The organism is Streptomyces sp. cg40 (assembly GCF_050320165.1).
GTDB classification, from domain to species: Bacteria; Actinomycetota; Actinomycetes; order Streptomycetales; family Streptomycetaceae; genus Streptomyces; species Streptomyces hokutonensis.
Map to the genome: position 1 here is coordinate 4,297,928 of NZ_CP190128.1, position 26,085 is coordinate 4,324,012.

General features: G+C 71.5%; 25 protein-coding genes. 14 read left to right on the top strand and 11 right to left on the bottom strand.

Annotated elements, in window-relative coordinates; genetic code table 11:
* Positions 1–4 precede the first annotated feature (4 nt).
* Positions 5–1,231 carry a penicillin-insensitive murein endopeptidase gene (locus ACQHII_RS18905; protein WP_427920400.1) on the top strand — a complete coding sequence of 409 codons (1,227 nt, stop codon included), beginning with the start codon at positions 5–7 and terminating at the stop codon, positions 1,229–1,231.
* 111 nt (positions 1,232–1,342) lie between these two features.
* Positions 1,343–4,102 (top strand): AAA family ATPase, encoded by a 2,760-nt coding sequence (locus ACQHII_RS18910; protein WP_427920401.1) that lies wholly within the window; start codon positions 1,343–1,345, stop codon positions 4,100–4,102.
* Positions 4,103–4,200: 98 nt separating this feature from the next.
* Here the strand turns inward: ACQHII_RS18910 and ACQHII_RS18915 are convergent, their stop codons facing one another.
* A complete protein-coding gene (locus tag ACQHII_RS18915; RefSeq protein WP_427920402.1) occupies positions 4,201–4,770 on the bottom strand; it encodes a TetR family transcriptional regulator in 570 nt (189 codons plus the stop codon).
* A gap of 102 nt (positions 4,771–4,872) precedes the next feature.
* Between ACQHII_RS18915 and ACQHII_RS18920 the strand changes: the two genes are divergently transcribed.
* The gene (locus tag ACQHII_RS18920; RefSeq protein WP_427920403.1) at positions 4,873–5,598 is read left to right on the top strand and encodes an SDR family oxidoreductase; all 726 of its coding nucleotides are present in this window, start codon (positions 4,873–4,875) and stop codon (positions 5,596–5,598) included.
* A gap of 7 nt (positions 5,599–5,605) precedes the next feature.
* On the opposite strand, the gene ACQHII_RS18925 is transcribed toward ACQHII_RS18920, so the two are convergent.
* Entirely contained in the window at positions 5,606–6,226 is a 621-nt protein-coding gene (locus ACQHII_RS18925; RefSeq protein ID WP_427920404.1) for a Uma2 family endonuclease, read from the bottom strand.
* Positions 6,227–6,370: 144 nt separating this feature from the next.
* Here ACQHII_RS18925 and ACQHII_RS18930 point away from each other — a divergent pair, with 144 nt between their 5' ends.
* From ACQHII_RS18930 to ACQHII_RS18945, 4 genes are all read left to right on the top strand, one after another.
* Positions 6,371–6,781, top strand: coding sequence for a VOC family protein (locus ACQHII_RS18930; RefSeq protein ID WP_427920405.1), 411 nt, complete (start codon positions 6,371–6,373; stop codon positions 6,779–6,781).
* A gap of 96 nt (positions 6,782–6,877) precedes the next feature.
* Complete coding sequence (locus ACQHII_RS18935) at positions 6,878–7,285, top strand: hypothetical protein (RefSeq protein WP_427920406.1); 408 nt, start codon at positions 6,878–6,880, stop codon at positions 7,283–7,285.
* The gene (locus tag ACQHII_RS18940) at positions 7,282–7,803 is read left to right on the top strand and encodes a thiol-disulfide oxidoreductase DCC family protein (protein WP_427920407.1); all 522 of its coding nucleotides are present in this window, start codon (positions 7,282–7,284) and stop codon (positions 7,801–7,803) included. Before ACQHII_RS18935 ends, ACQHII_RS18940 begins: the two co-directional genes overlap by 4 nt.
* 11 nt (positions 7,804–7,814) lie before the next feature.
* Positions 7,815–8,600: a TetR family transcriptional regulator gene (locus ACQHII_RS18945; RefSeq protein WP_427920408.1), complete on the top strand. Its 786-nt coding sequence runs from the start codon at positions 7,815–7,817 to the stop codon at positions 8,598–8,600.
* Between the two features lie 9 nt (positions 8,601–8,609).
* Here ACQHII_RS18945 and ACQHII_RS18950 read toward each other — a convergent pair whose 3' ends face one another.
* Positions 8,610–11,009: an MMPL family transporter gene (locus ACQHII_RS18950; RefSeq protein WP_427925352.1), complete on the bottom strand. Its 2,400-nt coding sequence runs from the start codon at positions 11,007–11,009 to the stop codon at positions 8,610–8,612.
* A 187-nt stretch (positions 11,010–11,196) separates the two neighbouring features.
* Between ACQHII_RS18950 and ACQHII_RS18955 the strand changes: the two genes are divergently transcribed.
* Both ACQHII_RS18955 and ACQHII_RS18960 read left to right on the top strand, forming a co-directional pair.
* Complete coding sequence (locus ACQHII_RS18955; RefSeq protein ID WP_200716065.1) at positions 11,197–11,883, top strand: response regulator transcription factor; 687 nt, start codon at positions 11,197–11,199, stop codon at positions 11,881–11,883.
* A complete protein-coding gene (locus ACQHII_RS18960; RefSeq protein WP_427920409.1) occupies positions 11,880–13,334 on the top strand; it encodes a sensor histidine kinase in 1,455 nt (484 codons plus the stop codon). The genes ACQHII_RS18955 and ACQHII_RS18960 overlap by 4 nt, the downstream gene beginning before the upstream one ends.
* A 13-nt stretch (positions 13,335–13,347) precedes the next feature.
* Here ACQHII_RS18960 and ACQHII_RS18965 read toward each other — a convergent pair whose 3' ends face one another.
* The 4 genes from ACQHII_RS18965 to ACQHII_RS18980 form a co-directional block, all read right to left on the bottom strand.
* Entirely contained in the window at positions 13,348–13,755 is a 408-nt protein-coding gene (locus ACQHII_RS18965) for an ATP-binding protein (RefSeq protein WP_427920410.1), read from the bottom strand.
* Between the two features lie 95 nt (positions 13,756–13,850).
* Entirely contained in the window at positions 13,851–15,407 is a 1,557-nt protein-coding gene (locus ACQHII_RS18970; protein ID WP_427920411.1) for an ABC transporter substrate-binding protein, read from the bottom strand.
* A gap of 354 nt (positions 15,408–15,761) precedes the next feature.
* Positions 15,762–16,973, bottom strand: coding sequence for a metallophosphoesterase (locus ACQHII_RS18975; RefSeq protein WP_427920412.1), 1,212 nt, complete (start codon positions 16,971–16,973; stop codon positions 15,762–15,764).
* Between the two features lie 4 nt (positions 16,974–16,977).
* Positions 16,978–17,217 (bottom strand): SCO4848 family membrane protein, encoded by a 240-nt coding sequence (locus ACQHII_RS18980; protein WP_026178254.1) that lies wholly within the window; start codon positions 17,215–17,217, stop codon positions 16,978–16,980.
* A 91-nt stretch (positions 17,218–17,308) separates the two neighbouring features.
* Between ACQHII_RS18980 and ACQHII_RS18985 the strand changes: the two genes are divergently transcribed.
* Positions 17,309–18,613: a D-alanyl-D-alanine carboxypeptidase family protein gene (locus tag ACQHII_RS18985; RefSeq protein ID WP_427920413.1), complete on the top strand. Its 1,305-nt coding sequence runs from the start codon at positions 17,309–17,311 to the stop codon at positions 18,611–18,613.
* On the opposite strand, the gene ACQHII_RS18990 is transcribed toward ACQHII_RS18985, so the two are convergent.
* The gene (locus ACQHII_RS18990) at positions 18,561–19,511 is read right to left on the bottom strand and encodes a YihY/virulence factor BrkB family protein (RefSeq protein WP_427920414.1); all 951 of its coding nucleotides are present in this window, start codon (positions 19,509–19,511) and stop codon (positions 18,561–18,563) included. The genes ACQHII_RS18985 and ACQHII_RS18990 overlap by 53 nt on opposite strands.
* A gap of 160 nt (positions 19,512–19,671) precedes the next feature.
* Here ACQHII_RS18990 and ACQHII_RS18995 point away from each other — a divergent pair, with 160 nt between their 5' ends.
* Positions 19,672–20,415: a decaprenylphospho-beta-D-erythro-pentofuranosid-2-ulose 2-reductase gene (locus ACQHII_RS18995; protein WP_427920415.1), complete on the top strand. Its 744-nt coding sequence runs from the start codon at positions 19,672–19,674 to the stop codon at positions 20,413–20,415.
* A gap of 20 nt (positions 20,416–20,435) precedes the next feature.
* Here the strand turns inward: ACQHII_RS18995 and ACQHII_RS19000 are convergent, their stop codons facing one another.
* Together ACQHII_RS19000 and trpS are read right to left on the bottom strand one after the other, a co-directional pair.
* Positions 20,436–21,014 carry a 2'-5' RNA ligase family protein gene (locus ACQHII_RS19000; RefSeq protein ID WP_427920416.1) on the bottom strand — a complete coding sequence of 193 codons (579 nt, stop codon included), beginning with the start codon at positions 21,012–21,014 and terminating at the stop codon, positions 20,436–20,438.
* Positions 21,015–21,209: 195 nt separating this feature from the next.
* The gene (gene trpS / locus ACQHII_RS19005; RefSeq protein WP_043259296.1) at positions 21,210–22,223 is read right to left on the bottom strand and encodes a tryptophan--tRNA ligase; all 1,014 of its coding nucleotides are present in this window, start codon (positions 22,221–22,223) and stop codon (positions 21,210–21,212) included.
* Between the two features lie 174 nt (positions 22,224–22,397).
* On the opposite strand from trpS, the gene ACQHII_RS19010 reads away from it, so the two are divergent.
* The 3 genes from ACQHII_RS19010 to ACQHII_RS19020 are packed head-to-tail and all read left to right on the top strand — an operon-like array spanning position 22,398 to position 24,560.
* On the top strand, positions 22,398–22,958 hold the full coding sequence (locus ACQHII_RS19010) for an RNA polymerase sigma factor (protein ID WP_427920417.1): 561 nt from the start codon (positions 22,398–22,400) through the stop codon (positions 22,956–22,958).
* A complete protein-coding gene (locus tag ACQHII_RS19015) occupies positions 22,942–23,841 on the top strand; it encodes a hypothetical protein (RefSeq protein WP_427920418.1) in 900 nt (299 codons plus the stop codon). Before ACQHII_RS19010 ends, ACQHII_RS19015 begins: the two co-directional genes overlap by 17 nt.
* A gap of 17 nt (positions 23,842–23,858) precedes the next feature.
* Positions 23,859–24,560: a hypothetical protein gene (locus ACQHII_RS19020; RefSeq protein ID WP_427920419.1), complete on the top strand. Its 702-nt coding sequence runs from the start codon at positions 23,859–23,861 to the stop codon at positions 24,558–24,560.
* A gap of 45 nt (positions 24,561–24,605) precedes the next feature.
* Here the strand turns inward: ACQHII_RS19020 and ACQHII_RS19025 are convergent, their stop codons facing one another.
* Positions 24,606–26,060, bottom strand: coding sequence for a glycine hydroxymethyltransferase (locus ACQHII_RS19025; RefSeq protein ID WP_427920420.1), 1,455 nt, complete (start codon positions 26,058–26,060; stop codon positions 24,606–24,608).
* Positions 26,061–26,085: the final 25 nt, after the last annotated feature.

The window sequence follows — 26,085 nt, forward strand, 5'->3', positions numbered from 1 at the left end:
GGTCATGCCGACGACCTCGACCGCCGTCCGGAACGGGACGGAGCGCCCGCCCGCCGGGGACCCCGCGATCAACTGTCAACTCCCGCACCACGGCCCCGGTTTCCGGGCGACGGGCCGGTCCACGCACCGGTTCGGGCGGCCGGAGGCCGTCCGCGCCCTGGTGGCCGTCGCCGCCGCCTGGCACCGGGCCCACCCCCAGGGGCCCGTGCTCGACATCCGGGATCTCGGCCGCCGCGGCGGCGGCCCGCTGCCCGGGCGCACCTCGCACCGGCTCGGCCTCGAAGCGGACCTCTACCCGGTGAAGTCCGGCCGCCGTCAGGGCCCGACGCACTGGCGTCACGCCTCCTACTCACGGTCGCTCACCCAGGAACTCGTCGGCCTGCTGCGGAACAACGGCGTGCTGCCGGTCGAGGCGATCTTCTTCAACGACCCCGAGGTGCACGGCGTACAGCTCCTGGAGAACCACGACAACCATCTGCACGTGCGCTTCGCGCCGCCGTCGCGGCCGGCACCGAAGTCGGCGGCCGGCCACGGTAGTTACGCCCCTGACCTGGAGGTCACCGCACCCCCGCGGCTCGGTGTCCTGACCGCCCGGGGCAAGCCGCCCTACCAGTTCACCACCGAGGACGCCGAGTGGACCGCCCGCTTCGTCATCGGGGAGTCCGGCGGCCGGGACGACGCCGACAGTCACGCGGTCATCTGGGCGATGTTCAACCGGTACGCGCTGCTCACCCGCCCCTACTACCGGACGTTCAACGCCTTTCTGCGGGCCTATTCGACCCCGCTGCAACCGGTGCTGAAGAGCTGGGGCGCGAGCAGGCGGAACATGGACCGCGCCGGCTTCGTCCGCACCGGCGGCACCTTCGGACCGCCCGCCCCGCCCGGCATCCCGCGCGGTCAGCGCCGTGCCTACCTGGACCTCCAGCAACGGCCGTGGGCCCAACTGCCGTCCGCCGCAAGGACGGTGGCCCTGCGGGCTCTCGGCGGGGCGATCGCGAACCCGATCGGCAATGCCACGGAGTTCGGTTCGACGTACGTCTACTTCCATGACGCGAACCGCAGGTATCCGAACCCCGACGAGTGGCGGCGCTTCACCGAGCAGTACGCCGCGAGGATGGGGTGGAAGTGGATCGGGCCGGTGCCGGGCCTGGATCAGAACTCGAACACGTTCTTCGTCCAGCGCAGGCTGGCCGCGCTGCCCGTCCCGGCCGTACGCGTCCTTGCGGGGTGAGCCGCGGACTCCGGCCCGCCGGACCGCTCAACGGCACACGCGTTGAACCGTCATGACAGGGCGAGCACCATGGCCCGGAACACCGACGCAACTACGGGGGTAGACGTCGACATGCCGGTGAACACACTGCTGCACCATGCCCACCCAGCGGGCGAGGCCCGGGAACCGTCGTTCCACGGCCGGGAGCCGCAACTCGGGGAAATGGAGAACAGGTTGCGCGAGGCCCGCGCCGGGGCCTCGCGTCTGATCGTCGTCGAGGGACCGCCCGGCATCGGGAAGACCGCCCTGGTCCGCCGCTTCCTGCGCACGGCGGAGCGGGTACGCGTGCTGGAGGCCAGCGGCGCCGAGAACGAGACGGCCCTGGCCTACGGCGTCCTCGCCCAACTCCTCAGTCAGACCTCGGCGGTTGAGGAGGCGCCTGGGCCGCGGGACGAGCCCGGCGCGGTCGGCGCGCGGCTGCTCGACCTCGCCCGCCGGATCCCGGCGGACACCGTCGTCGTACTCGTCATCGACGACGCCCACTGGGCGGACGCGCCGTCGCTGGACGCGCTCACCTTCGTCCTGCGCCGGCTGCTGGCCGAGCCGGTCCTCACCGTGCTGGCCGTCCACGCGCCGGCCGATGCCCAACTCCCCAAGGGGCTGGGGAGGTTGCTGGCGGACGACCAGACCCTGCGCCTCGCGCTCGACGGCCTGACCGCCGAGCAGACCGGGGCGCTGTGCGACCGGCTGCTGCCCGCGGGCCTGCCGCCGCACGCCGTCGGCAGGCTGCACGCCCACACCCGCGGCAATCCGCTGCATCTACGCGCGCTGATCCGGGAGGTGGAGCCGGAGGTCCTGGCCGCTGCCGACTCCCCGCTGCCCGCGCCGCGTTCGTACCAGTTGCTGGTCCGGGACCGCCTCGCCCGCTGCGACGCTCCGGCGCGGGACCTGGTGGCCGCGGCCAGTGTGCTCGGGCCGCGCGCGCCGCTGCACCGGGTGGCGCAGCTGGCCGGGCTTGAGAACCCGCTGCCCGCCGTCGAACAGGCCGTCGGGCAGGGGCTGTTGGCGGAGTGTCCGGCGGGCGGCCCGCCCGAGCTGGCCTTTCCGGACCCGCTGGTCCAGGCCGCCGTCTACCACCAGTTGGGGCCGGCCCGGCGGGCCGCGCTGCACACCGGGGCGGTGCGGGCCAGCAGGGACGCCGCCAGCCGTACCTGGCACCAGCTGCTCGCGGGCCGCAGTCCGGACCCGGCGCTCGTCGCCGACCTCGCGACGGGTGCCCGCCGGCAGGCCGCCGCCGGTCACTGGTCGCGGGCCGCGTCGATGGCCGCGCACGCCTCCCGGCTGGCGAGCACCCGGCCGGAACGGGAGCGGCTGACCGTGGAGGCGGCGGACGCGCTGCTCTGCGACGGGCGGGTGGAGGAGGCCGCCGACCTGGTGCGCGCGCTGCCGGGCGACAGCACGCGGGCCGCCCATCGCTACGCGCACGGCCAACTCGCGTTCGCCCGGGGCGAGACGCCCAGCGCCCGGCTGCTCCTGGACGACGCGTGGCGGCACTGCGACCCCGCCCTGGACCCGGCGCTGGCCCGGCGCATCGCGGAACGGCTCTCCCTCGTCGGCCTCGTCCAGGGCGAGGCGGCGGCGGCCGTACGGTGGGCGCAGCGGGCCGGGGCGCTGCCGCCCGTGCCGTTCACGGGCGGCATGCTGCGGTACGCCCAACTGGCCGCCCTCGGCCTGACAGATGCCGTAGAAGAGGGCGTCGAACGGGCGGCCGGGCTGCCGGAGTCGGTGCTCGTCCAGTCCGGCGACGTGGACCTGCTGCTCGGCCGCAGCGCGCTCAGGCTCGGCTTCGACGACCTGGAGGGCAGTCGGGCGGACCTGCGCTCGGCCGCGCCCCTGTGCCGCAGCGGTCCCGCGCCGCTGCGCGCGACGGCCCAGCTCCTCCTGGGCGAGACCGAACTCCGCCTGGGGAACTGGGACTTGGCCCTGCGCGAACTCGAATCGGCGGCGCAGACCGCCGTCACCCGCGGTCTCGCCTGGCTGGAGCCGGTCGCCTGCGCGGACGCGGCGGGGGCGCTCGCGCTGCGGGGGCGGACCGAGCGCGCCGCCGAGTACCTCGCGAAGGCCATGGGCAGCGGCGGCTACGGCCACGGCGCCGCGGGCTTCGCCCATGTGGCAAGGGCGCGGGCCCAGTTGGCTGCGGCCAGGGGAGCACACGACGAGGTGGCGGGCGCGCTGCTGCCCCTGCTGGAGCGGGAGCCGGTGGCGCGGACGCTCGTGGCGCCGTGGCGCGATCTGCTGGTGGACGCGCTCACCGCGCTCGGCGAGCACCGGCAGGCCGAGCGGATCCTGGACGGCCTCGACGCGCCCTCCGCCCACCGGGGCCGGCACTCCCGGCTGGCGGCCGCGGCCCGCGCGCGCGGCACCCTGCTGGCGGCGCGCCGGTCGCCGGGTGCGGCGGAGCTGTCGTTCCGCACGGCGCTGGGCCACGCCGAACAGGTGCCGGACCCCTTCGGCCGGGCCCGCGTCCAGCTCGCCTACGGCGCGTTCCTGCGCCGCACGGGCAGGCGGACCGACGCGACCGGCCAACTGCGGCGGGCACTACGCACGTTCACGGACCTGGGCGCCGCCCCGAGCGCGGCCCTCTGCGAACGCGAACTGGCCGCCAGCGGCGGCGCGACCGCGTCCGACTCCCCCCTCACCCCACAGGAACTGGTGATCGCCCGCCTGGCCACGTCCGGCCTGACCAACCGCCAGATCGCCCGCCAACTCGTCCTCAGCGTCAAGACGGTCGAGTTCCACCTCAGCCACGCCTACACCAAGCTGGGCATCACGTCCCGCATGGGGCTGCCGGCCAAGCTGTCGGCTGTTCCCGCCACTCACCCCGATGCGTGACGCGGCAGAGCGGGGCACACCTGGGCCGCCAGGCCGACGACGACGCGCTCGATCATCGCCTTTCTTCCACAGCCCGGTTCGGGTTCGCGACGGATCGGTCAGCGACGGTCGAGCGCGTGGGCGAGTTCGTCGGCGGCCTCGCGCACCCGGGCCGAGCAGGCGGCGGCGTCCGGATCGTCGGCCCAGCGCCCGAGCGCGGTCCGGAAGACGGCGACGCCGACATGGGCCAGCAGGCCTGCCGTCGCCGGGGCGGCCCCGCGCTGCCGGAGTGCCGCGTCCAGGGCATCGGAGACGGCGGCGAACTTGGTGCGGCCGCGCTCCTGGAGTTCCGTGCTGCCGTCGACGATCGCCTGTCGCTGCGCGGCGTGCGGGGCGGTACGGGCCGCCACCACGTCGCCGACCCGCTCCAGGGCGTCGAGCAGGGCTTCGAACGGCGTGAGCTCGGCATCGGCCTTCAGCACGGCGTCGGCGAGCGCGGAAGGAAGCTGATCCGAGCCGGCGAAGAGCACGTCGCGCTTGTCGGCGAAGTAGCGGGAGAACGTGCGACGCGTCAGCCCGGCGCGCTCGGTGATCTGCGCGACGGTGACGTTCTCGTATCCGTGCTGCAGAAACAGCGCCAGCGCGGCCTTGCGCAGCCGGTCCTCCGCTCCCTGCTCCCAACGTGGCATGGCCGGGATTCTAACAGTGATGACTCACCGAGACATCAAGTGCTACGTTGATGTCCCAGTGAGTCATCAACCTCATCGGCTCGGGAATCCAGGAGGAGCACCATGACACTGACCGGTCAGCGCATCGTCGTCATCGGCGGCAGTTCCGGCATGGGACTGGCCACGGCCCACGCGGCCGCGGCAGCCGGCGCCGTGGTCACCATCGCCTCTAGCAGCAAGGAGCGCATCGACGCCGCGCTCGCCGAACTGCCGGACTCGTGCGACGCCGCCGCGCTCGACGTGCGCGACGAGGCGGCCGTCTCCGGCCTGTTCGCCCGCGTCGGCGAACTCGACCACGTGGTGTTCACGGCCGGCGACCGGGCCGATCGCCGCACGCTCGAAGAACTCCCGCTCGACGAGGCCCGCCGCATCTTCGACGTGCGGTTCTGGGGCGCGGTCGCCGTCGCCAAGCACGCGGCCCCGCGCATTCGCCCCGGCGGCTCGATCACCCTCACCTCGGGGACGGTCGGCGTCCGCCCGGTCCAGGGCGCCGCCCTCGCCGCCGCCGGATCCGCGGCCACCGAGGGCCTCGTCCGCGGCCTGGCCGTCGACCTCGCCCCCGTCCGCGTCAACGCCGTCCGCTCCGGCGCCGTCCGCACCCCGCTGTGGGACGCCGTTCCCGAACCCCAGCGCGCCGCGGTACTCGACGACTTCGCGCGGCGCGCCCTCACCAAAACGGTCGGCAAGCCGCAGCAGATCGCCACGGCTCACCTCTACCTGATGGAGAACCGGTTCACCACCGGCACCGTGCTCACCGTCGACGGCGGCCTGATACTGACCGGAAACTGACGGACAGTCAGCGGGACCCCGGACGCCGATCGATCGCCGTCAGGTCGATCTCGATGTCGAAGGGCACGGAGAGCTTGAGCCGGTCATGGAAGATGCCGGCGAGGGCGTAGGACTTGGTGGCGGGGTCGAGTTCGTAGGCGTAGACGACGGGGAGGCCCTTGTCCTCGTCCTGCTCGACCCGCCAGTAGTGGCGCACGCCTGCCGCCGCGTACTTGCGGGGCTTGGTCTCCCGGTCCCGCTCCACGGAATCGGCCGACACGACCTCGACGGCCAGGAGCACGTCCTCGGGCTTGTGCCAGGTCTGGTCGGGACCGAGATCCACTTCCGCGCGGAACACGAGAATGTCGGGCTCGGGTCGGTTCCTGCGATCCAGTTTGACGGTGAATTCCCGGTCGACATCCAGGTCGCCCGGCACCTGTTCCAACAAGCTGTGCTCAAGCAGGCGCATGCATCGCATGTGAAAACGCGTCCGCGGACGCGTGAAGACGAGACTCCCGTCGATCAGCTCCGTGTGCGGCGGGAGGCCCGGAATCCGCTCGAGGTCGTCCGCGGTCCAGCCCTCGGCGGGCGGGATCGGCCAGTGGTACGCCGGCTCGTCGTCCAGCCCGTCCTCGGATCCGGCGCTCATCAGTGCTCCCATGCGGCGGAGTCTCACGTGTCGACTCGGGCCACCCGGGCGGGATCAGGAGTGCTTCACCTCAACGAGTGATCACATGGTCAGCCTGCGGTCGCCTCCCGATGGCACCCGACTCCACCCACCTAATCTGACGGCATGTCAGATGAAGAGTCGTACGAACTGCTCGGCTTCGACAATCTCCTCCTCCCCGTAGGGGATCTCGCAGAGGCGGTCCCCTTCTACGAGCGTGCCGGATTCACGGTCGGGTTCCGGCTCGACGAGGCCGGGATCGCGATCCTGAAGGTCGGCGGGGAGACACCGGGGGTGCTGCTGCGGGTGGAGGACGGACTGGGGCACAGGCCACCGCCCTGGCCCGCGCCCCGCGTATGGCTGGAGGTCCCGGACGCACGGAGGGCCGCACAGCACCTCACCGGCGCCGGCGTCGCACTGCTCGACGCGCCCTTCTCCGTGGCCACGGGGTGGACCGTCGAGATCGCCGACCCCTGGGGCAACGTCATCGGGTTCACGGACTACACGAAGCGGCCGGAGCTGGCGCGGCGGGTGTGACGCAGCTCCCAGCGCAAGTGAGTTGAACGCGTTCAAAAACATCCCTACAGTCTCTCCTGTCAGCGTTTTTGAACGCGTTCAAGGAGGGGGAGGCGCATGGACCGCACGGTCGTCGCCTACGTCATCTATCTGATCGTCAGCATCGGACTCACCGTCTGGGTGGCACGCACGCTCAGCCGCAACGGGCGGATCTTCCTCTCCGACGTCCTACGGGGGAACGAAAAACTCGCGGAGGCCGTGAACCACCTCCTCGTAGTGGGCTTCTACCTGGTGAACCTCGGGTTCGTCGCCCTCTACCTCAGCGGCGACGGCACGATCGAGGACACCCGGGGCATCTTCGAGGCCCTGTCGACCAAGGTGGGCGTGGTGCTGCTGGTGCTCGGGGTGATGCACCTGGGCAACGTGTACGTGCTCAACAAGATCCGGCGGCGCGGGGTCATGGAGCGGGAGCAGGTGCCGCCCGTCGCGCCGCAGGGGTGGGTTCCGCCGACGGCCGGGGCGTGACGGGGGTGGCCCCGGCCCTCGGCGGGACCCAGGACCGGGACGCCTCACACGTCCCGGTCCACGGGCTCACCGTCCTCTACGACGCCGACTGCTCCCTGTGCACCTTCCTGCGCGACTGGCTCGTACGGCAGTCGCAACTGGTGCCCCTGGAGCTGGTACCGGCGTCCTCCGAAGAGGCGCGGCGGCGCTTCCCCGGGCTCGACCACCGGGCCACCCTCGACGAGATCACCGTCGTCGGCGACTCCGGGCAGGTCTACCAGGGTGCCGCCGCCTGGATCGTCACCCTGTGGGCGCTGCGCGAACAGCGGCCCCTGGCGCACCGGTTGAGCACCCCTGCCGGCGCCCGGCTCGCCAAGGGGGCCGTGCTGGCCGCCGCGAAGTGGCGCGGGGCGCAGTGGGGCCCCGGGCGGTGGGGCGGTGGCGTGTACCGGCAGAGCGACGGGTGGACGTACGACCCGAGCCGCGGGTGGTCGTACACCGGGCCGGGCTGCGTCGGCGGTTCCTGCCCCACTGGATAGGCTCTGTCCCCGTGCCCGCGAACAACGACGGCCCCGACGACGGCGCCACCCCCAGCAAGTCCGAGCAGACCCGCGCGCTCATCCTGGAGACGGCCATGCGGCTGTTCCAGGAGCACGGCTACGACAAGACGACGATGCGGGCCATCGCCAAGGAAGCGGGCGTCTCCGTAGGCAACGCCTACTACTACTTCGCCGGCAAGGAGCACCTGATCCAGGGCTTCTACGACCGGATCGCCGAGGAGCACCGGCTCGCGGTCCGCGAGGTGCTGGACCGGGAGACCGATCTGGAGGCACGGCTCGCGGGCGTGCTCCGGGTGTGGCTCGACATCGCGACGCCCTACCACGAGTTCGCGGTGCAGTTCTTCAAGAACGCCGCCGACCCGGACAGTCCGCTCAGCCCGTTCTCCCCGGAGAGCGAGCACGCGCGCGTGCAGGCCATCGACGTCCACAAGGAGGTGCTGTTCGGCGCGAAGACCAAGGTGGCGCCGGAACTGCGGGACGTGCTCCCTGAGTTGATGTGGCTCTCGCAGATGGGCCTGGTGCTGTACTGGGTGTTCGACCGGACCGAGGGGCGCGAGCGCAGCTACCGGCTCGCCGAGCGCGGCGCCCGGCTCACCGCGCGCGGTGTGTCCTTGGCCCGCTTCCGGGTGCTGCGGCCGCTCGTCCTGGAGGTGCACGAGCTGTTCACGGACTTCCTGCCGGGCATGACCCACGCGCTGCCGGACCCGGCGAAGAAGAAGCAGGGAGAGAAGCGCGGGGCGTCCGCCGCCGGTCCCGCCGACGACGAACGCCCCTGAGTGCTCCGGTCAGTTGACGGCGTCGACCTCGCCCTCGGCCAGTTCGACGTCGTAGACCAGCGGATCGTCCGTCACGGTCACCTGCCGGGCGGTCGAGCCGTACGACGGTGCCGTCGTCGCCAGGAGGTAGGTCCCCGGGCCCGGCACCGAGACGATGTACGAGCCGTCCGCCAGGGACTCGACGCGGTCCAGTTCGCGTCCACCGGTCGTCCGCAGCGTGACGGCGGCGCCCTCCACGGGCTCCCCGTCGGTCGTCCGGACGAAGCCGTGGACGGCCGAGGACGGGCCGTCGGGGACGGTCGGCGCGGGCTCCTCGGCGGGTTCCACCGCGAGGTGCGGAAGGCTCTTGTCGAGCCAGGCCGGGAGCCACCAGTTGGAGTTGCCGAGCAGGTGCATCGCGGCCGGGACCAGGGCCGTACGCAGGATGAAGGCGTCGAGGGCGACCGCGGCGGCCAGGCCGACGCCCGCCGTCGCCGCGCCCGTGTTGCCGCTCAGGACGAAGGCCAGGAAGACACAGACCATGATGAGGGCGGCGGAGTTGATGACGCGGCTGGTCTCCGCGAGGCCGACGCGGACCGCGCGGGCGTTGTCCTTGGTGTGGACCCACTCCTCGTGCATACGGCTCACCAGGAACACCTGGTAGTCCATGGAGAGGCCGAACAGCAGGGACAGCATGATGACCGGCAGGAAGGCGTTGATCGGGCCCTCCTTGCCGAGCCCGAGCATGTCCAGGCCCCAGCCCCACTGGAAGATCGCCACCAGGACACCGAAGGAGGCCGCCGCCGCGATGAGGTTCATCAGGGCGGCCGTCAGCGGGACCACGAGCGAGCGGAACGCGAGCAGGAGCAGCAGGAAGCTCAGGCCGATGATCGTCGCGACGAAGAGCGGGAGCCGGTCGCCGGTGACGGACGCGAAGTCCTTGGAGATCGCCGTCACCCCGCCGACGTGACCGGTCGCGCCGGCCTCGGGGATCACCTTGTCCCGCAGGGTGTCGATCAGGTCGTCGGTCTCCACGGACTGCGGTGAGGTCTTCGGGACGACCTGGATGACCGTCACCCCGCCCGTGGGCGGCAGCGCGGCGACCCGGGCCACGTCCTTCGTGGCCTCGATGTCCTTGACCAGGGTGGCGGTATCACCGCTCGAAGTGACCACCTGGAGGGGGCCGTTGAAGCCGGGGCCGAAACCGTCGGCCAGGAGGTCGTAGGCCTTCCTGGTGGTCGTCGAGGCGTTGTCGTTGCCCTGGTCGGTGGCGCCGAGGCGCAGCGACAGCACGGGGAGGGCGAGGACGGCCATGACGACGAGGGCGAAGGCGGCGATCCGGCGCGGGCGCTTCTGCACGGCGGCCGACCAGCGGACCGCGAGGTTGTCGGTGCGCTCCGGCTCCGGCCCGCTCTCCAGCTTGCGGCGCTGCTTGCGGCTGAGCACGCGCGGGCCCAGGAAGCCGAGCAGCGCGGGCAGCAGGGTCGTGGCCGCGAGGACGCTGAGGACGACCGTGAGCGAGGTGCCGATGACGACGCCGTCCAGGAAGCGCAGCTGCGTCACCAGCATGCCGGCGAGCGCGATGCACACCGTGCCGCCCGCGAACAGCACCGCGCGGCCCGAGGTGTTGAGGGCGACGACCGCCGACTCCTCGGGATCCATGCCCCGTTGGAGGCCGCGCCGGTGCCGGGTGACGATGAAGAGGGCGTAGTCGATGCCGACGCCGAGGCCGATCAGGGTGGCCAGCAGGGGCGCCAGGTCGGGGATGTCGGTGGTGTGGCTGAGGAGCTGGGTGGAGAACAGGCCGGTGCCGACGCCGAAGATCGCGATGCCGATCGGCAGCAGGGCGGCGTAGAACGAGCCGAAGGCCAGGAACAGGACGATCGCCGCCGCGAGGATGCCGACACCCTCGGCTATGCCGCCCGGCGGTTCCTCGACCCGCTGGACGGCCTGGCCGCCCAGCTCGACGTGGAGGCCGTCGCGCCGCGCGGCCTGCGCGGTGTCGACGACCTTCTGGACGAGGTCCTTGGGGACCGCGTTCGCCTGCTCGGCGAAGGTGATCTGCGCGTAGGCGATCGTCCCGTCGGAGCTGATCTGGGCCGCGCCCCGGGCGCCGGAGTAGGGGCCGGTGACCTCGCCGACGCCCTTCATGCCCGCGATCCTGTCCAGGGCGGGTTGGATGCGGGTCTGTACGGACCGGTCCTTGACCGAGCCCGAGTCGACCTTCCACACCACCGTGTCGGTGTCGCCCGAGCTGTTCGGGAACGCCTTCTGCATCAGGTCGTACGCGCTCTTGGAGTCCGTGTCCGGGAGGGAGAAGACGTTCGCGTAGTCCGTCCCCGCCGTCGTCGCCGAGAAGCCCAGGCCGAACAGTGCCCCCACCCACAGCAACAGGACCACCAGCCGGTGCCGATAGCACCACCGTGCCAATGTCGCCACGCTCAACACTCCTTATGCAAAACCGAGTTGACTCGGTCGATCGGTCGGATGGTCCCCCAGGTCCTGGGCTACACAATTGGCGGTGGCACGCGCGCGTGGACACGTCCTGGCCATGACTCTCAAGGAACTCCAAAGACCGGACGGCCCCGATGTCAGTGGTGCCGCCGATACTGGGGGCATGACGGCTCCAGGAACCGTGCTGGTGGTGGAGGACGAACCGAGCATCGCCGACGTCCTCGCCATCGCGCTGCGCTACCACCGCTTCGAGGTCATGACCGCGGGCACCGTCCGCGAGGCGCTCGCGCTGGCCGAGCGCACCCGCCCGGACTGCGCGCTGCTCGACGTGATGCTCCCGGACGGCGACGGCCGCGCGCTGGGCCAGGAACTGCGCGCCCGCAGGCCCGACCTGGCGCTCGTCTTCCTCACCGCGCGGGACGCGCCGGCCGAGATCGTCGGCGCCCTCGGCTTCGGCGACGACTACATCACCAAGCCCTTCGACATCGACGTGGTCGTCGCCCGCATCACCGCCGTCCTGCGCCGCACCCGCCCCGCCGACGTCCTCCCCCAGCGCCCGCCGCTGCGCTACGGCGACCTGGAGCTGGACGAGACGACGTACTCGGTGCACCGCGCGGACCGCTCGGTCGAGCTGACCCCCACCGAGTACGCCCTGCTGCGCTTCCTGGTGCGCAACGGCGGCCGGATCGTGCCCAAGGAGCAACTGCTGCGCCATGTCTGGCAGTACGAGCACACCCCGCCGGAGTCGACCGTCGTCGAGACCTACATCAGCTATCTGCGGCGCAAGCTGGACACCCTGGGAGCGCCGGTCATCACCACCCGGCGGGGCGTCGGATACGGGCTCGCATGAGGATCCGGCTGCCGAACTGCGAGCGCGGCGCCCACTCGCTGCGCGCCAAGCTGACCCTGGCCAACCTCGCGCTGCTCTCCCTGGGCATCGTCATGGCCACCGCCGTCAGCCTGATGGGCATGCGGCACTACCTGCTCGCCCAGGTCGACGCGGAGCTCACCAAGTCCCGTGACTCGCTGAGCAGTTCGCAGCTCACCATGCGGCAGATCAACGTACTGAGCTCACTGGCCGGCATCGGCGACCGGCTGGTGCCCCAGCAGCAGCCCGGCTCCCCGAAGCCGGACACGGTGTTCGCGGCGGTCGACCGCCGGGGCAAGGTCCTCACCATCGCCGGGTACGCCCCTACGGCCGCCCAGCGGGCCCTCGCCGACGCCTTCGGGGACCCCGCCAATCTCACCAAGGACCGCACACCGCGCGACATCTCGCTGCGCGGCGACTCCTACCGGGCGACCGGGACCCGGCTCACCGACGGCACGTACATCCTGATCGCCGCCTCCACCGGCGGCCTCCACCACGGCATGGCCAAGGCCCTCAAGCTGGACCTCACCTTCGGCAGCCTGCTGCTGGTGCTGCTCGCCACGCTCACCATGGTCAGCGTGCGGCGGCGGCTGCGGCCCCTGGAGGACATGGTGGAGACCTCGACGGCGATCGCCGAGGGCGACCTGACCCGGCGCGTGCCCTCCAGCCACCACCCGACCCAGGAGGTCGAGCAGCTGCGGCTCGCCCTCAACTCCATGCTCCACCAGGTGGAGTCGGCGTACCGCACGCGCGAGCGCACGGCCGCCCAGCTCCGCCGCTTCGTCGCCGACGCCTCGCACGAGCTGCGCACCCCGCTGTCGGCGATACGCGGTTACCTCCAGCTCTACGACAAGGGCATGCTGACCGAGCCCGACGAGCGCAGACGCGCCTGGGACCGGATGAACGCGGAGGCCGACCGCATGGGCCGCCTCGTCGACGAACTCCTCACCCTGGCCCGCCTGGACCAGAGTCCCGAACTGCGCTTCAGGAACGTCGACCTGAGCCGCCTGGTGCGCGACGCCGCCGAGGACCTGCGGGTGCAGCAGCCGGAGCGGCCGGTCACGGTCGGCGCCGACGGCTCCCTGCTGGTGCGCGCCGACGAGTCGGGCCTGCGCCAGATACTCGGCAACCTGGTGACCAACGTCCGCACCCACACGCCCGCCGACGTGCCCGTACGGCTCGGTCTGGAGCGCGAGGACGGAGTCGTCCGGCTGTGTGTCGCGGACGAGGGCCCGGGGCTGGAACAGGACGACGCGGCGCGGATGTTCGACCGCTTCTTCCGGGCGGGCGGCGGTGCGGGCAGCGGCCTCGGGCTGGCGATCGTGCAGGGCGTCGTCCAGGCGCACGGCGGGGACGTCGCGGTGCGGACGGCCCCGGGCGAGGGACTCGCGGTGACGGTGACCCTGCCGACGCGGGCACCGGTGCCGTCGTAGGACACCGGAGACGTCAGGGAGTGTCGTGGGCCTGCACGAGGGCCCACACCGTCTTGCCGTGCGCGCCGCGGCTCCACACGCCCCAGGCCGCCGCGATGCCCTCCACGAGGTGCAGGCCGCGGCCCGCCTCCGCCGCGTCCGTGACGACCCGCAGCCGCGGTTCGACCCGGCCCTCGTCCGACACCTCGATGAGGCAGGAGCCGTCCGCGAGGGCCGTCACCGCGACCTCGAACTCCCGCTCCAGGAGCGGCCCGTGGCGTACGACGTTGGTGGCCAGCTCGGACACCAGGAGCACCGCGTCCAGGAGCGCGGGATCGTCACCGGCGTGCCCCCAGTCGGCCAGATGGTCCCGGACCCGGCGCCGGGCGAGCCCCACCGAGGCCGGGTGCCGGGGCAGCCGGAACGAGTTGCGTCTGACCACGTCGGCTCCTCACCCCGCGCACGCCTTCGTCACATGGTGCTGCGTGCGAGGGCCGCCCGGTGTCACTCGGGCGAAGCCGGGCCGGGCGGGTGGGCTCAGATCCAGTCCAGCGCCCACAGCCGGAACACGCCGGTGCCGTCCGTGAGATAGGAGATGCCGCCGATGTCCTCGCTGCTCACGACGTACTCCTTGCGCTGCCACAGCGGGATCAGCGGCACGTCCTCGGCGACGTCCGTCTGGACGTCGCGGAAGTCGTCGTCGACGCGGCTGCGGTCGGCGAACTTCTGGCTGTTGAGGATGAGCTGGTCGACGAGCTTGTTGCTGTAGCCGGTGTTCATGGTGGAGCCGGTGCCGACGAGCGAGGAGCCGAAGGTGTCCGGGTCGGGGTAGTCGGCGACCCAGCCGACCGCCCACGCGTCCAGCTTGCCGGTGGCCCAGCGCTTCTGGAAGTCGGTCCACTCGTAGCCCTTGACGTCCACCTTGAACAGGCCGCCCGCCTCCAGCTGCTTCTTCAGCTCGGCGGCCTCCTCGGCGCCGGAGCCGTGCCCGATGCCGTAGCCGTAGGTGAAGCGCACCGGGACGGAGACGCCCGCCTCTTCGAGGAGTGCCTTCGCCTTGCTGACGCTCTCGGTGGGGTAGGCGTCGAAGAAGGACGTCGTGTGGCCGACGATGCCGGCCGGGATCAGCGAGTACAGCGGGTCGACCGTGCCGTCGTACACCGTGGCGGCCAGCTCGTCGCGGTTGACCAGCCAGGCCATCGCCCGCCGGACGAGGACGTCGTGCAGGGGCGTGCCCTTACGGGTGTTGAGATACAGGTTGCGGGTCTCGGAGCTGTCGGCCTCCGACACCCGCTGGTTCGGGTCGCTGGCGGAGAGCCCGGAGAGCATCTTCGGCGGCAGCTGCCGGGTGGCGACCTGGACCTGCTTCGCCTTGTACGCCTTCTGCAGCGCGTCCGAGTCGGCGTAGTACCGCAGCTCGATCGGGCTCCCCGTGCTCTTGACCGCACCCTTGTAGTGGCTGTTGGGCTTCAGGACGGCCTGCTTGCCCTTCGTATACGACGACAGGGTGTACGGCCCGGTGCCGTCGGCCTGGAACCCGTTGCGCGGGGCGTCCTTCGGGTACTTGCTGCTGTCGACGATCGCACCGGCGCCGGTGGCCACCTTGAACGGGAACGTGGCGTCCGGCGACGACAGATGGAAGGTGACGGTCATCCCGGAGGCGGTGACCGAGCCGAGCGTGGAGAGCAGGGACGACGGGCCGACGTCCGAGTTGATCTTCTTGACCCGGTCGAAGGAGTACTTCACGTCCGCGGCGGTCATCGTGCGCCCGCTGGGGAAGGTGAGTCCGTCGCGCACCACACAGCGGTACGTCGTCAGCCCGGCGCCCACGAAACCGCAGCTCTTGGCCGCGTCCGGGACGGGCTTCGTGCCGCCCGAGTCGAACGTCATCAGCGACTGGAAGACATTGCTGTACAACGCCCAGGAACCCGCGTCGTACGCGGCGGCCGGGTCGAGCGAGGTGACGGCGTCCGTCGTCCCCACCGTGATCGTCCTGTTCTTGTTCCCGTCCGACGGCAGCAACTGCCAGCCGCCCACTCCCACGGCCGCCAGAACCAGCAGAGTCGCGAGAATCCGTATGCGAACCGACCGCATCGGTGTGCCCTCCCCAGAACCCTCCCGGGTTCCTGCGCATATGCCACTCCCCTAGTGGCGCGGATCACCTAACCACAGGAGTTTCATCCGGGGGAAGAGGGTTCTGGCGAGATGAGAAAGAACTTACCGACGGGTGTTAATCGCCCGTTTCACGGGCGCTTCCCAGCCAGTCCGCAGACCTGCCCCGACACAACAACCAGGCCTGCCGCAAAGCCACTTCACCCCGCTGGGCTACCCTCACGCTTCGCCTCCGCCCGCTACGGCACGGACGAAGTGACAGCCGCCGGGATCGTGGCCGCCGTGAAGGCTTCCTTCTGTTCGTAGCCGACCGACTCCGCGGCCCTGGCCCGCCGACTAGGCCTGCTTCGACGCCAGTTCGACGATCGTGATGTCGGACGGGGCTCCCACCCTGGTGGGCGGCCCCCAGGCGCCCGCGCCCCGGCTGACGTACAACTCGGTGTCCCCGTAGCGCTCCAGGCCCGCGACCGTCGGATTGGCCGCCGCCGCGATGAAGTTGCCGGGCCAGAGCTGACCGCCGTGCGTGTGCCCGGAGAGCTGGAGGTCGACGTCGTGCTTCACGGCCTCGTGGATCTGCACGGGCTGGTGCGCGAGCAGCACGCACGCGCGCGTGGCGTCACGATCCCCGAGCGCCTTCCCGAAGTCGGGCCCCTGGCGCTCGCTCTCGCCCTGGATGTCGTTGACCCCGGCGAGGTCGAAGCCGGGGAGTTCGGTACGGGCGTTCTCCAGGGTGTGGATGCCGAGCCTGCGGACCTCTTCCAGCCACTGTTCGGCGCCGGAGAAGTACTCGTGGTTTCCCGTGACGAAGAACGACCCGTGCCGCGCCGTCAGTTGAGCGAGCGGAGCCGCCGCGGGCCCCAGGTTCTTGACGCTCCCGTCCACCAGGTCGCCCACCACCGCGATCAGATCGGGCTGCGTCGAGTTGATCGTGTCGACGACCTTCTGCGCGAACCCTCGCCCCAGGACCGGCCCCAGGTGGATGTCACTGACGACCGCGATCCTGAACCCGTGCACGGACCGCGGCAGTTTGGCCAGCGGCACGGTCACCCGCTTCACACCCGGCCCGCGCAGCACGCCGTAGGTGCCGTATCCGACGGTCCCCACGGCGGCAGCGGCAGCCGCGCCCCCGACGACCCGGGAGACGAAGAGACGGCGGGAGGGGGCAGCGAGGGGCTGCGGTGAGGGTTCCTCGTCTACGGCTTCTACGACCGTCCCGGCCCGCCCGCGCCGTTCGAGGAACCGGCGCAGCAGCGGCCGTAAGACCTCTCCCGCGAGGACGGCCAGCAGCAGGTAGATCGCCAGGGCCATCCACAGGAAGCCGGGCCAGCCCAGGACGCGCTGGAGCCAGAAGGGGGCGCCGCCGCGCTCGGCGGCGAGGGCCGCGATCATCAGGACCGGGCCGGTGATCAGTAGGACCGTGCCGGTGACGCGGGCGGGGCCCCACGCGCGCGTGGTGTCGCGGACCAGGCGGCGCCAGACGTACCAGTGCGCGCCGCCCAGGACGGCTGCCGCGACCAGGGCGACGAGCGCGATGACGGCGATGGCCACTTCTTTATGACGTCTCGCGCAGTGCGCGCAGTCCACGCAACCCGAGGCCCCCGATGACCGTCCCCAATACGAAGGACACGACGGCCAGGGTGAGGTGCACCCAGAAGTACGCCGTCGGGCGGCCGTCGTCGAAGGCCAGTCCGCTGCCGTCCGCGACGAGATTCTTGACGAAAGTGATCCAGATGACCCAGCTCCACACCCCGAAGGCGAGCAGGAACCAGGAGACGGGGCGGCTGAGCTTCATGAGTCCAGTATCGCCGTCGTCCTCCGGGGCCGGTGGCCGGGGTGGGGCCGGTGACGGGACTTCGGGTCCCGGGGCATGTACGTTCACGTGCGTGCCCGCTCCACTGAAGACCGTCAGGCGATCCCTGCTGGTCCTTTCCGCCGCCCTGTCGTCCCTCGCGCTCACCGCGCCGCTCGCCCTCGCGGCTCCGAGTCCGACCCCGAGTTCGTCGGCGAGTCCGAGTGCCGGTCCTACGGCCACTCCCCCGGCGAACATGTCGTCGGTGGGCGGTGCCCGGCTCGCGCAGGCGGGGACGCAGGTCAATCTGGCGGCCGGTGTCCCGGTGGCGCCGAAGGACCTGACCGCGCGGTCGTGGATCGTGTCCGACGCCGAGACCGGTGATGTGCTGGCCGCGCACAACGCGCACTGGCGGCTGCCTCCGGCGAGCACCCTGAAGATGCTGTTCGCGGACACCGTGCTGCCGAAGTTCCCGAAGACGACCGAGCACAAGGTGGTCGCGTCCGACCTGGCCGGCATGGGCGCCGGTTCCAGCCTGGTCGGGATAAAGGAGGGCGAGAGCTACACGGTCCACGACCTGTGGCTCGGTGTCTTCCTGCGCTCCGGCAACGACGCCGTGCACGTCCTGTCCCACATGAACGGCGGTGTCGCGCAGACCGTCGCCGACATGAACGCGCACGCCCAGGACCTCCAGGCGCTGGACACGCATGTGGTGACGCCGGACGGCTACGACGAGGCGGGGCAGGTCTCGTCGGCGTACGACCTGACGCTGTTCGCGCGCTCCGGGCTCCAGAAGAAGGACTTCCGCGAGTACTGCTCGACGGTGAGCGCGAAGTTCCCGGGCGAGACCACGAAGGTGAAGGGCAAGTCGGTCCGCGGGACCTTCGACATCCGCAACACCAACCGGCTGCTGAGCGGCGACTCGGACGTCTCGGTGTACCCGGGCATCGCGGGCGTCAAGAACGGAAACACCACCAACGCGGGCGCCACCTTCACCGGGGTCGCCGAACGCGGCGGCAAGGTGCTGCTGGTGACGGTCATGAACCCGGAGAAGGACGAGCACAACGAGGTCTACAAGGAGGCCGCGAAGATCCTCGACTGGGGCTTCCAGGCGGCCGGCAAGGTGCAGCCGGTGGGTGAGCTGGTCGCGCCGAAGAACGCGGCGCAGGCGAGCGCCCAGCCGGGTGCCACGGCCAGCGGAGAGGCGGGCGGCGACACGGCGGGCACGAAGCCGGCCGCGTCCTCCACGCCCGTGGCCGCCGAGGAGGACGGTTCGAGCGGGGTGGGGATCGCGCTCGCGATCGTCGGCGGGCTGCTGGTGCTGCTGGCCGGTGGTGTCTTCCTGGTCAACCGGCGCTGGCCGCTGCCGGATCTGGTCCGTCGTCGCCCGCGTCCCTGACCTTGGGGTTCTCGGTGTCGTCGGCCGGGTCGTAGTCGTCGTCCTCGTCCGGTCTGCTCGGGGTCGCCGTCCAGGCGGCGCAGAACAGGACGAGTTTCGAGGTGAAGTTCATCCACAGCAGGAGCGCCACAGGGACGCCGAACGCGCCGTACATGCTCTTCGCGGCCACGCCCTGGATGTAGCCGCTGAGCAGCAGCTTCAGCAGTTCGAAGCCGATCGCGCCGATCAGCGCGGCCACGGTGAGGCGGCGGCGCGGGGGCTCGACGCCGGGCAGCAGGGTCAGGACGTACAGCAGGAGCAGGAAGTCGGCGAGTACGGCGACGGCGAACGCGGCGATCCGCAGCAGGATCCCGCCCCAGCCGCCCTGGGCGATGCCCAGTTGGTCGTTGATCCAGTCGACCAGCGCCGAGGCGACGGTGGAGACGGCGATCGTCGCGAGGACGGCGCCGCCCAGACCGATCAGCACCCCGGTGTCGATGAGTTTGCGCAGCAGCGGGTTCTCGTCGCGGTCGGGAAGCTCCCACACCGCGCGCAGGCACTCCCGCATCGAGCCGACCCAGCCGATGCCGGTGAACAGCAGGACGGCACCGGCGATCAGCCCGACGGTGCCCGCGTTGTTCACCAGGGAGCCGATGTTGAGCTGGTCGGAGATGCCGGGGACCTGCTCGGCGATCTTGTCCTGGAGTTCGTGCTGCTGGTCGGTGCTGAGGGTGGCGGCGGCGATCGCGGCGGCCACGGTCAGCAGCGGGAACAGCGCGATGAAGCTGATGAAGGTCATGGCGGCGGCGAGCTGCGACCACTTCACCCGGTCGAGGCGCTCGTACGACCGCCACGCGTGCGTGGCGGTCAGGCGCGCCACCAGCGGCCCGACGACGGGGAGCTTCTTCAGCCAGTCCATGATCCGATTCTGCCCCCGTCCACTGACACCGATGTGCGGGTACCCCGCAAACACGCGCGCGTGGCGCCCCATTGAACGGCATCCGATTAATCGCCCATTTCAGGGAGGGCGCCGACGCCGCACGACCAACCGCCCATAACCGGGCGATACGGTCACGGCTATGCGTCCTCCACAGTCCCTCCTCGTGCTCGGCGGTACGTCCCGGATCGCACTGGCCACCGCCCGCAGACTCATCGCCCGCCGCACCCGCACGGTGTGGCTCGCGGGCCGCCCCTCGCCCGCCCTGGAGAGTGCCGCTTCCCAACTGCGCGCCCTGGGGGCCGAGGTGCACACCGTCGCCTTCGACGCGCTCGACCCCGACTCCCACGAGACCGTGCTCGGCAAGGTCTTCGCGGAGGGCGACATCGACCTGGTGCTGCTCGCCTTCGGCACGCTCGGCGACCAGGCCCGCGACGAACGCGATCCGGCCGCCGCGGTGCGAGTCGCGCACACCAACTACACCGGCGCCGTCTCGTCCGGCCTGATCAGCGCCCGCGCCCTCCAGGCCCAGGGGCACGGCTCGCTGGTGGTGCTCTCCTCGGTGGCAGGCGAACGGGCCCGCCGCTCGAACTTCATCTACGGCTCCGCCAAGGCCGGCCTCGACACCTTCGCGCAGGGCCTGGGCGACGCGCTGCACGGCACGGGCGTGCACGTCATGGTCGTACGCCCCGGTCTCGTACGCTCACGGACGATGACCGACCCGAGGGCGGCCTCGCTCACGACCACCCCCGAAGCCGTCGCCACAGCCATCGAACTCGGCCTGCGCCGAGGCTCGGAGACGGTGTGGGTGCCGGGAACGCTGCGCGTGGTGACGTCGGCGCTGCGGCATCTGCCGCGGGGGCTGTTCAGACGACTGGCGGTCTGATGTCACTCGTCTGATGTCACTCAGTGGCTGGGGATCGTTCCACGATCCGTGTGGGCCGCCTGGGGCGGTACGACGGCACCTCCGAAGGTGAACTCGCGGAGCTTGCGCCAGACGTCGTCCGCGCCCTGTTCGTAGAGCGCGAAGCCGGTGCAGGGCCACTCCGCGCGGTAGTCGGCGAGCGCTTCGAAGGCGCGGTCCATCGACTCGTCGTCGATGCCGTGGGCCACGGTGACGTGCGGGTGGTACGGGAAGTGCAGCTCGCGCGCCATCGGCCCGGAGGCGGCGCGGATCTGCTTCTGCAGCCAGGTGCAGGCGGAGCCGCCCTCGACCACCTGGACGTAGACGACCGGGGACAGCGGCCGGAACGTACCGGTGCCGGACAGCCGCATCGGGAAGGGGCGCCCGGCGGCGGCCACCGAGACGAGATGGTTCTCGACCTCGGCGAGCTGTGAGGCGTCCACCTCGGTGGGCGGCAACAGCGTGACGTGCGTGGGGATGCCGTGCGCAGCGGCGTCGCCGAAGCCCGCGCGCCGCTCCTGGAGCAGGCTGCCGTGAGGCTCCGGGACCGCGATCGACACACCGATCGTTACGGTCCCCACGTCGTCTCCTGTCGTCCTGTCGGTGGTCGTGATGGTGCTGTCCGGTGGTCCCGATATCGAGCGGGGCGGCCACGCGCGCGGCCACCCGGCTATCGACTGTACGGCCACACCTGAGTTGTGGGCAGGCGCAACCGTAGTGATGTGCAGCGCTCTGTCCAGTGGTACGCGGTCGGTGCTCGGGTGCGGTCGTGCGCCTCAGTGCTTGGCGGGCAGGAAACCGACCCGGTCGTACGCCTGGGCGAGGGTCTCGGCGGCGACGGCCCGCGCCTTCTCCGCGCCCTTCGCCAGGATCGCGTCGAGCGTCTCCGGGTCGTCCAGATACTGCTGCGTGCGCTCCCGGAACGGCGTCACGAACTCGACCATGACCTCGGCGAGGTCCGTCTTGAGCGCGCCGTACATCTTGCCCTCGTACTCCTGCTCCAGCTCGGCGATCGACCTGCCGGTGAGGGTCGACTGGATGGTGAGGAGGTTGCTGACGCCCGGCTTGTTCTCGGCGTCGTAGCGGATCACGGTCTCCGTGTCGGTGACCGCGCTCTTGACCTTCTTCGCGGTCGCCTTCGGGTCGTCGAGGAGGTTGATCAGGCCCTTCGGGGTGGACGCCGACTTGCTCATCTTGATCGACGGGTCCTGGAGGTCGTAGATCTTCGCCGTCTCCTTCAGGATGTACGGCTTCGGGATCGTGAAGGTCTCGCCGAAGCGGCCGTTGAAGCGCTCGGCGAGGTCGCGGGTGAGCTCGACGTGCTGGCGCTGGTCCTCGCCGACCGGGACCTCGTTCGCCTGGTAGAGCAGGATGTCCGCGACCTGGAGGATCGGGTACGTGAACAGGCCGACGGACGCGCGGTCCGAGCCCTGCTTGGCTGACTTGTCCTTGAACTGCGTCATGCGGGCGGCCTCGCCGAAGCCGGTCAGGCAGTTCATGACCCAGGCGAGCTGGGCGTGCTCGGGGACATGGCTCTGGACGAAGAGCGTGCACCGGTCCGGGTCCAGGCCGGCGGCCAGCAGCTGGGCCGTGGCCAGCCGGGTGTTGGCGCGCAGGTCCGCCGGGTCCTGCGGGACCGTGATCGCGTGCAGGTCCACGACCATGTAGAACGCGTCGTGGGACTCCTGGAGGGCCACCCACTGGCGCACGGCGCCGAGGTAGTTGCCGAGGTGGAACGAGCCTGCGGTGGGCTGGATTCCGGAGAGCACGCGAGGACTGTCAGAGGCCATGTTCACCATTCTCTCAGGTCCCGGGACCCGGTCAGGAACCGGCCGGAACCGCGTGGGAGCCAGGCGGGAGCCAGGTCGGAAGAGCTGCGGCACGGATGGGAACCGATCGGCCTCGGGCGGTGTACCAGATATGTGAAGACGCGGGAGGGGGGCCGCATCGTCGATGAGGTCGCGGTGATCGCACGCGTACGCGCCGGAGAGCCGGAGGCGTACGCGGAGCTGGTGCGGGCCCACACGGGCATCGCGCTCAGGGCGGCCGCGGCACTCGGGGCGGGTGCGGACGCGGAGGACGTGGTGCAGCAGGCCTTCGTCAAGGCGTACTGCGCGCTGGGCAGGTTCCGGGACGGCTCGGCGTTCAAGCCGTGGCTGCTGTCGATCGTCGCCAACGAGACGAGGAACACCGTGCGTACGGCGGCACGCCAGCGCACGCTCGCCGGCCGGGAGGCAGCGTTCGCCGAGGCCGAGCCGCTGATACCGGAATCGGCGGATCCGGCGGTCGCCACGCTCGAGACGGAGCGCCGTACGGCCCTGTTGTCCGCCCTGGAGCAGCTGAGCGAGGAGCACCGCCTGGTCGTGACCTACCGCTATCTCCTGGAGATGGACGAGCCGGAGACGGCCCAGGCCCTGGGCTGGCCGCGCGGGACGGTGAAGTCCCGGCTGAGCCGCGCGCTGAGGAAACTCGGGCGGCTGCTGCCGGATTTCGAGCCTCGGGAAGGAGGTGACGAGTGTGAGTGACGGACGGGAGTCCCACGAGGGTGAGGGCACCGGCGCCGCCTCCCGGTTGCCGGAGGAGTTGCGGGCGCTGGGGCGTTCGCTGGACGCGCGGGGAGGTGGCGAGGGCCGGGCCGCCGGGCCCGAGTCGATGGTCGAGCGGGTGCTGGCGCAGATACTGGCCGAGCAGCTCCCGGTCCCCGTCCGGGAGGCCGGGCCGGGCGGGGTCCGGGCGCGGCTGCGCGCTGTGCGGCACTGGGCTCGGCTGCGCCGGCGCGCGCTGACGGCGGCCCTGTGCGGTCTGCTGACGGTGCTCGTGCTCACACCTCCGGTGCGGGCGGCGGTCTTCGACTGGTTCGGCTTCGGCGGGGTCGAGGTGCGGTACGACCCGTCCGCGGTGCCCTCGGCCGGTGCCGTGGTGCCCGGGTGCGGCCGGTCGGTGACCTTGGCACAGGCCCGACGGCAGGCGGGGTTCGAGCCGCTGGTGCCGGACGCGCTGGGCGTTCCGGACGCGGTGACGGTGACCGGCGAACCGCACGGGCGCTTTCTGGTCAGCCTGTGCTGGCGGCAGGACGGGCACACGGTCCGGGTCGACGAGTATCCGGCGCGGTTGGACATCGGCTTCGCCAAGACGGTGAGCCGACCACCGGAGTGGCTGTCGCTGGACGCGTCCGTCTCGCCGGACGGCGTACAGGACCCGGCGCTGTGGTTCGCGCGGCCACATCTGCTGAGTTTCTGGCTGGTGGACGCGGACGGGGACCGCTATACGCGGGCGGAGCGGACGGCCGGTCCGACGCTGCTGTGGACGCATCCGGCCGGCGGAGTTCCCGGAGGTGACCTGACGTTCCGTCTGGAGGGGGTGGCGTCGAAGCAGCGGGCTGTGGAGATCGCCAAGTCGGTCGACTAGGGCGAGGAGGGGGCGTGATGGAACGCGGGAGCTTGCGGGGCGCTTGTCTCATGGGGGCGTTGGTAGTGATGGCTCTGGCCGGGGCGGCTCAGGTCCAGGCTGTCGGGGTGGATCAGGTGCGGGTACAGGATCCGCGCCGGGACATCCCGGATCTGGCGCTGGTCGTGGCGGGTGACACGGGCCGGACGGAGGCATGGCATTCCGGGGAGCCGTCGTTCGCGCGCCTTTGGACGCTGTTGCAGCCGACGTACACGGGGACGGAGCGGGTACCGCAGGAGTGGGAGGCGGGCCGGTATCCGGCGGTGCGGATCACCGTGGTGTGGGGGCTGACCGGGGTCGGGGGCTGGCCTCGGACGAGTCGGGCTCCGGGTGGTGATGTGGCGGTGGAGCGGGAGGACCAGTTGTTCGTCGCCGGGGACGGCACACCGTGGGTGCGGACGGACCCGGCGCCGGAGGTGGCGGACGACGACATCCGCTGGCATCGGGCGCCGCTTCCGGTCTTCACGCGGATGGTGCGGGCGGGGCTGCTCGGTGAGGTCAGGGGCGATACCGGAGCCGGCGTCGCGAAGGATGCGCCCGGTCCTGCCGAGCGGTTCGGGTGGACAGCCGCGGGTCTCGCCGTCGGCGTCGGCGGCACGCTGCTCATACGCCGCGCGGCGGCCCGGCGTGGGGCCGGACCGCCGCGCGAGGAACCACGACAGGAACTCATCGACCTGTGAGAGTCACCGATCTTTGACAACTCGACAGAGGGTGCGGGCCGGCTGTCAGCCGAGGTCGATCTCCGGGTACAGGGGGAAGCCGGACACCAGGTCCGTGGCCCTGCGGGAGATCTCGTCGGAGACCTTCTCGTCCAGGACGTGGGACGCCTTGCTCGGCGCGCCCGACTTGGTCGTGCCGGGCTCGGCGGTGGTGAGGACGCGGTCGATGAGGGCGGCGACCTCGTCCATCTCGGCGGTGCCCAGGCCGCGGGTGGTCAGGGCGGGGGTGCCGATACGGATGCCGGAGGTGTACCAGGCGCCGTTCGGGTCGGCGGGGATCGCGTTGCGGTTGGTGACGATGCCCGAGTCGAGCAGCGCGGACTCGGCCTGGCGGCCGGTGAGGCCGTACGAGGTCTCGACGTCGATCAGGTTGAGGTGGTTGTCGGTGCCGCCGGTGACGAGGGTGGCGCCCCGGCGCATCAGGCCGTCCGCCAGCGCCCGGGAGTTGTCGACGATCCGCTGGGCGTAGTCCTGGAAGGAGGGCTGCCGCGCCTCGGCGAGGGCGACGGCCTTGGCGGCCATGACGTGCGGGAGCGGGCCGCCGAGGACCATCGGGCAGCCGCGGTCGACCTGGTCCTTGAGGGAGTCGTCGCACAGGACCATGCCGCCGCGCGGGCCGCGCAGCGACTTGTGGGTGGTGGTGGTGACGATCTGGGCGTGCGGGACCGGGTCGAAGTCGCCGGTCAGGACCTTGCCCGCGACCAGGCCGGCGAAGTGCGCCATGTCGACCATGAGGGTCGCGCCGACCTCGTCGGCGATCTCGCGCATGATGCGGAAGTTCACCAGGCGGGGGTAGGCGGAGTAGCCGGCGACGATGATCAGCGGCTTGAAGTCGCGGGCCGAGGCGCGCAGGGCGTCGTAGTCGATGAGGCCGGTCGCCGGGTCGGTGCCGTAGGAGCGCTGGTCGAACATCTTGCCGGAGATGTTCGGGCGGAAGCCGTGGGTGAGGTGGCCGCCGGCGTCCAGGGACATGCCGAGCATGCGCTGGTTGCCGAAGGCCTGGCGGAGTTCGGCCCAGTCGGCGTCGGAGAGGTCGTTGACCTGGCGGACGCCCGCCTTCGCGAGGGCGGGGACCTCGACGCGGTCGGCGAGGACCGACCAGAAGGCGACGAGGTTGGCGTCGATGCCGGAGTGCGGCTGGACGTAGGCGTGGCGGGCGCCGAAGAGTTCGCGCGCGTGCTCGGCGGCGAGGGACTCGACGGTGTCGACGTTGCGGCAGCCGGCGTAGAAGCGGCGGCCGATGGTGCCCTCGGCGTACTTGTCGCTGAACCAGTTGCCCATCGCGAGCAGGGTGGCCGGGGAAGCGTAGTTCTCGGAGGCGATCAGCTTGAGCATCTCGCGCTGGTCGGCGACTTCCTGGCCGATGGCGTCGGCGACGCGCGGCTCGACGGCGCGGATCACGTCGAGGGCGGCGCGATAGGCGGTGGACTCGTTCGAAAGGGGCGCGGAATTGTCGGGCATGGGGACCTCCGGACGTGGCGTTCGG

What these genes read in the sequence shown, in the direction of transcription:
- ACQHII_RS18905 (WP_427920400.1), top strand. Translation starts at nt 5, where the DNA reads ATGCCGACGACCTCGACCGCCGTCCGGAACGGGACGGAGCGCCCGCCC.
- ACQHII_RS18910 (WP_427920401.1), top strand. Translation starts at nt 1,343, where the DNA reads ATGCCGGTGAACACACTGCTGCACCATGCCCACCCAGCGGGCGAGGCC.
- ACQHII_RS18915 (WP_427920402.1), bottom strand. Translation starts at nt 4,770, where the DNA reads ATGCCACGTTGGGAGCAGGGAGCGGAGGACCGGCTGCGCAAGGCCGCG.
- ACQHII_RS18920 (WP_427920403.1), top strand. Translation starts at nt 4,873, where the DNA reads ATGACACTGACCGGTCAGCGCATCGTCGTCATCGGCGGCAGTTCCGGC.
- ACQHII_RS18925 (WP_427920404.1), bottom strand. Translation starts at nt 6,226, where the DNA reads ATGAGCGCCGGATCCGAGGACGGGCTGGACGACGAGCCGGCGTACCAC.
- ACQHII_RS18930 (WP_427920405.1), top strand. Translation starts at nt 6,371, where the DNA reads ATGTCAGATGAAGAGTCGTACGAACTGCTCGGCTTCGACAATCTCCTC.
- ACQHII_RS18935 (WP_427920406.1), top strand. Translation starts at nt 6,878, where the DNA reads ATGGACCGCACGGTCGTCGCCTACGTCATCTATCTGATCGTCAGCATC.
- ACQHII_RS18955 (WP_200716065.1), top strand. Translation starts at nt 11,197, where the DNA reads ATGACGGCTCCAGGAACCGTGCTGGTGGTGGAGGACGAACCGAGCATC.
- ACQHII_RS18960 (WP_427920409.1), top strand. Translation starts at nt 11,880, where the DNA reads ATGAGGATCCGGCTGCCGAACTGCGAGCGCGGCGCCCACTCGCTGCGC.
- ACQHII_RS18970 (WP_427920411.1), bottom strand. Translation starts at nt 15,407, where the DNA reads ATGCGGTCGGTTCGCATACGGATTCTCGCGACTCTGCTGGTTCTGGCG.
- ACQHII_RS18980 (WP_026178254.1), bottom strand. Translation starts at nt 17,217, where the DNA reads ATGAAGCTCAGCCGCCCCGTCTCCTGGTTCCTGCTCGCCTTCGGGGTG.
- ACQHII_RS18990 (WP_427920414.1), bottom strand. Translation starts at nt 19,511, where the DNA reads ATGGACTGGCTGAAGAAGCTCCCCGTCGTCGGGCCGCTGGTGGCGCGC.
- ACQHII_RS18995 (WP_427920415.1), top strand. Translation starts at nt 19,672, where the DNA reads ATGCGTCCTCCACAGTCCCTCCTCGTGCTCGGCGGTACGTCCCGGATC.
- trpS (WP_043259296.1), bottom strand. Translation starts at nt 22,223, where the DNA reads ATGGCCTCTGACAGTCCTCGCGTGCTCTCCGGAATCCAGCCCACCGCA.
- ACQHII_RS19020 (WP_427920419.1), top strand. Translation starts at nt 23,859, where the DNA reads ATGGAACGCGGGAGCTTGCGGGGCGCTTGTCTCATGGGGGCGTTGGTA.
- ACQHII_RS19025 (WP_427920420.1), bottom strand. Translation starts at nt 26,060, where the DNA reads ATGCCCGACAATTCCGCGCCCCTTTCGAACGAGTCCACCGCCTATCGC.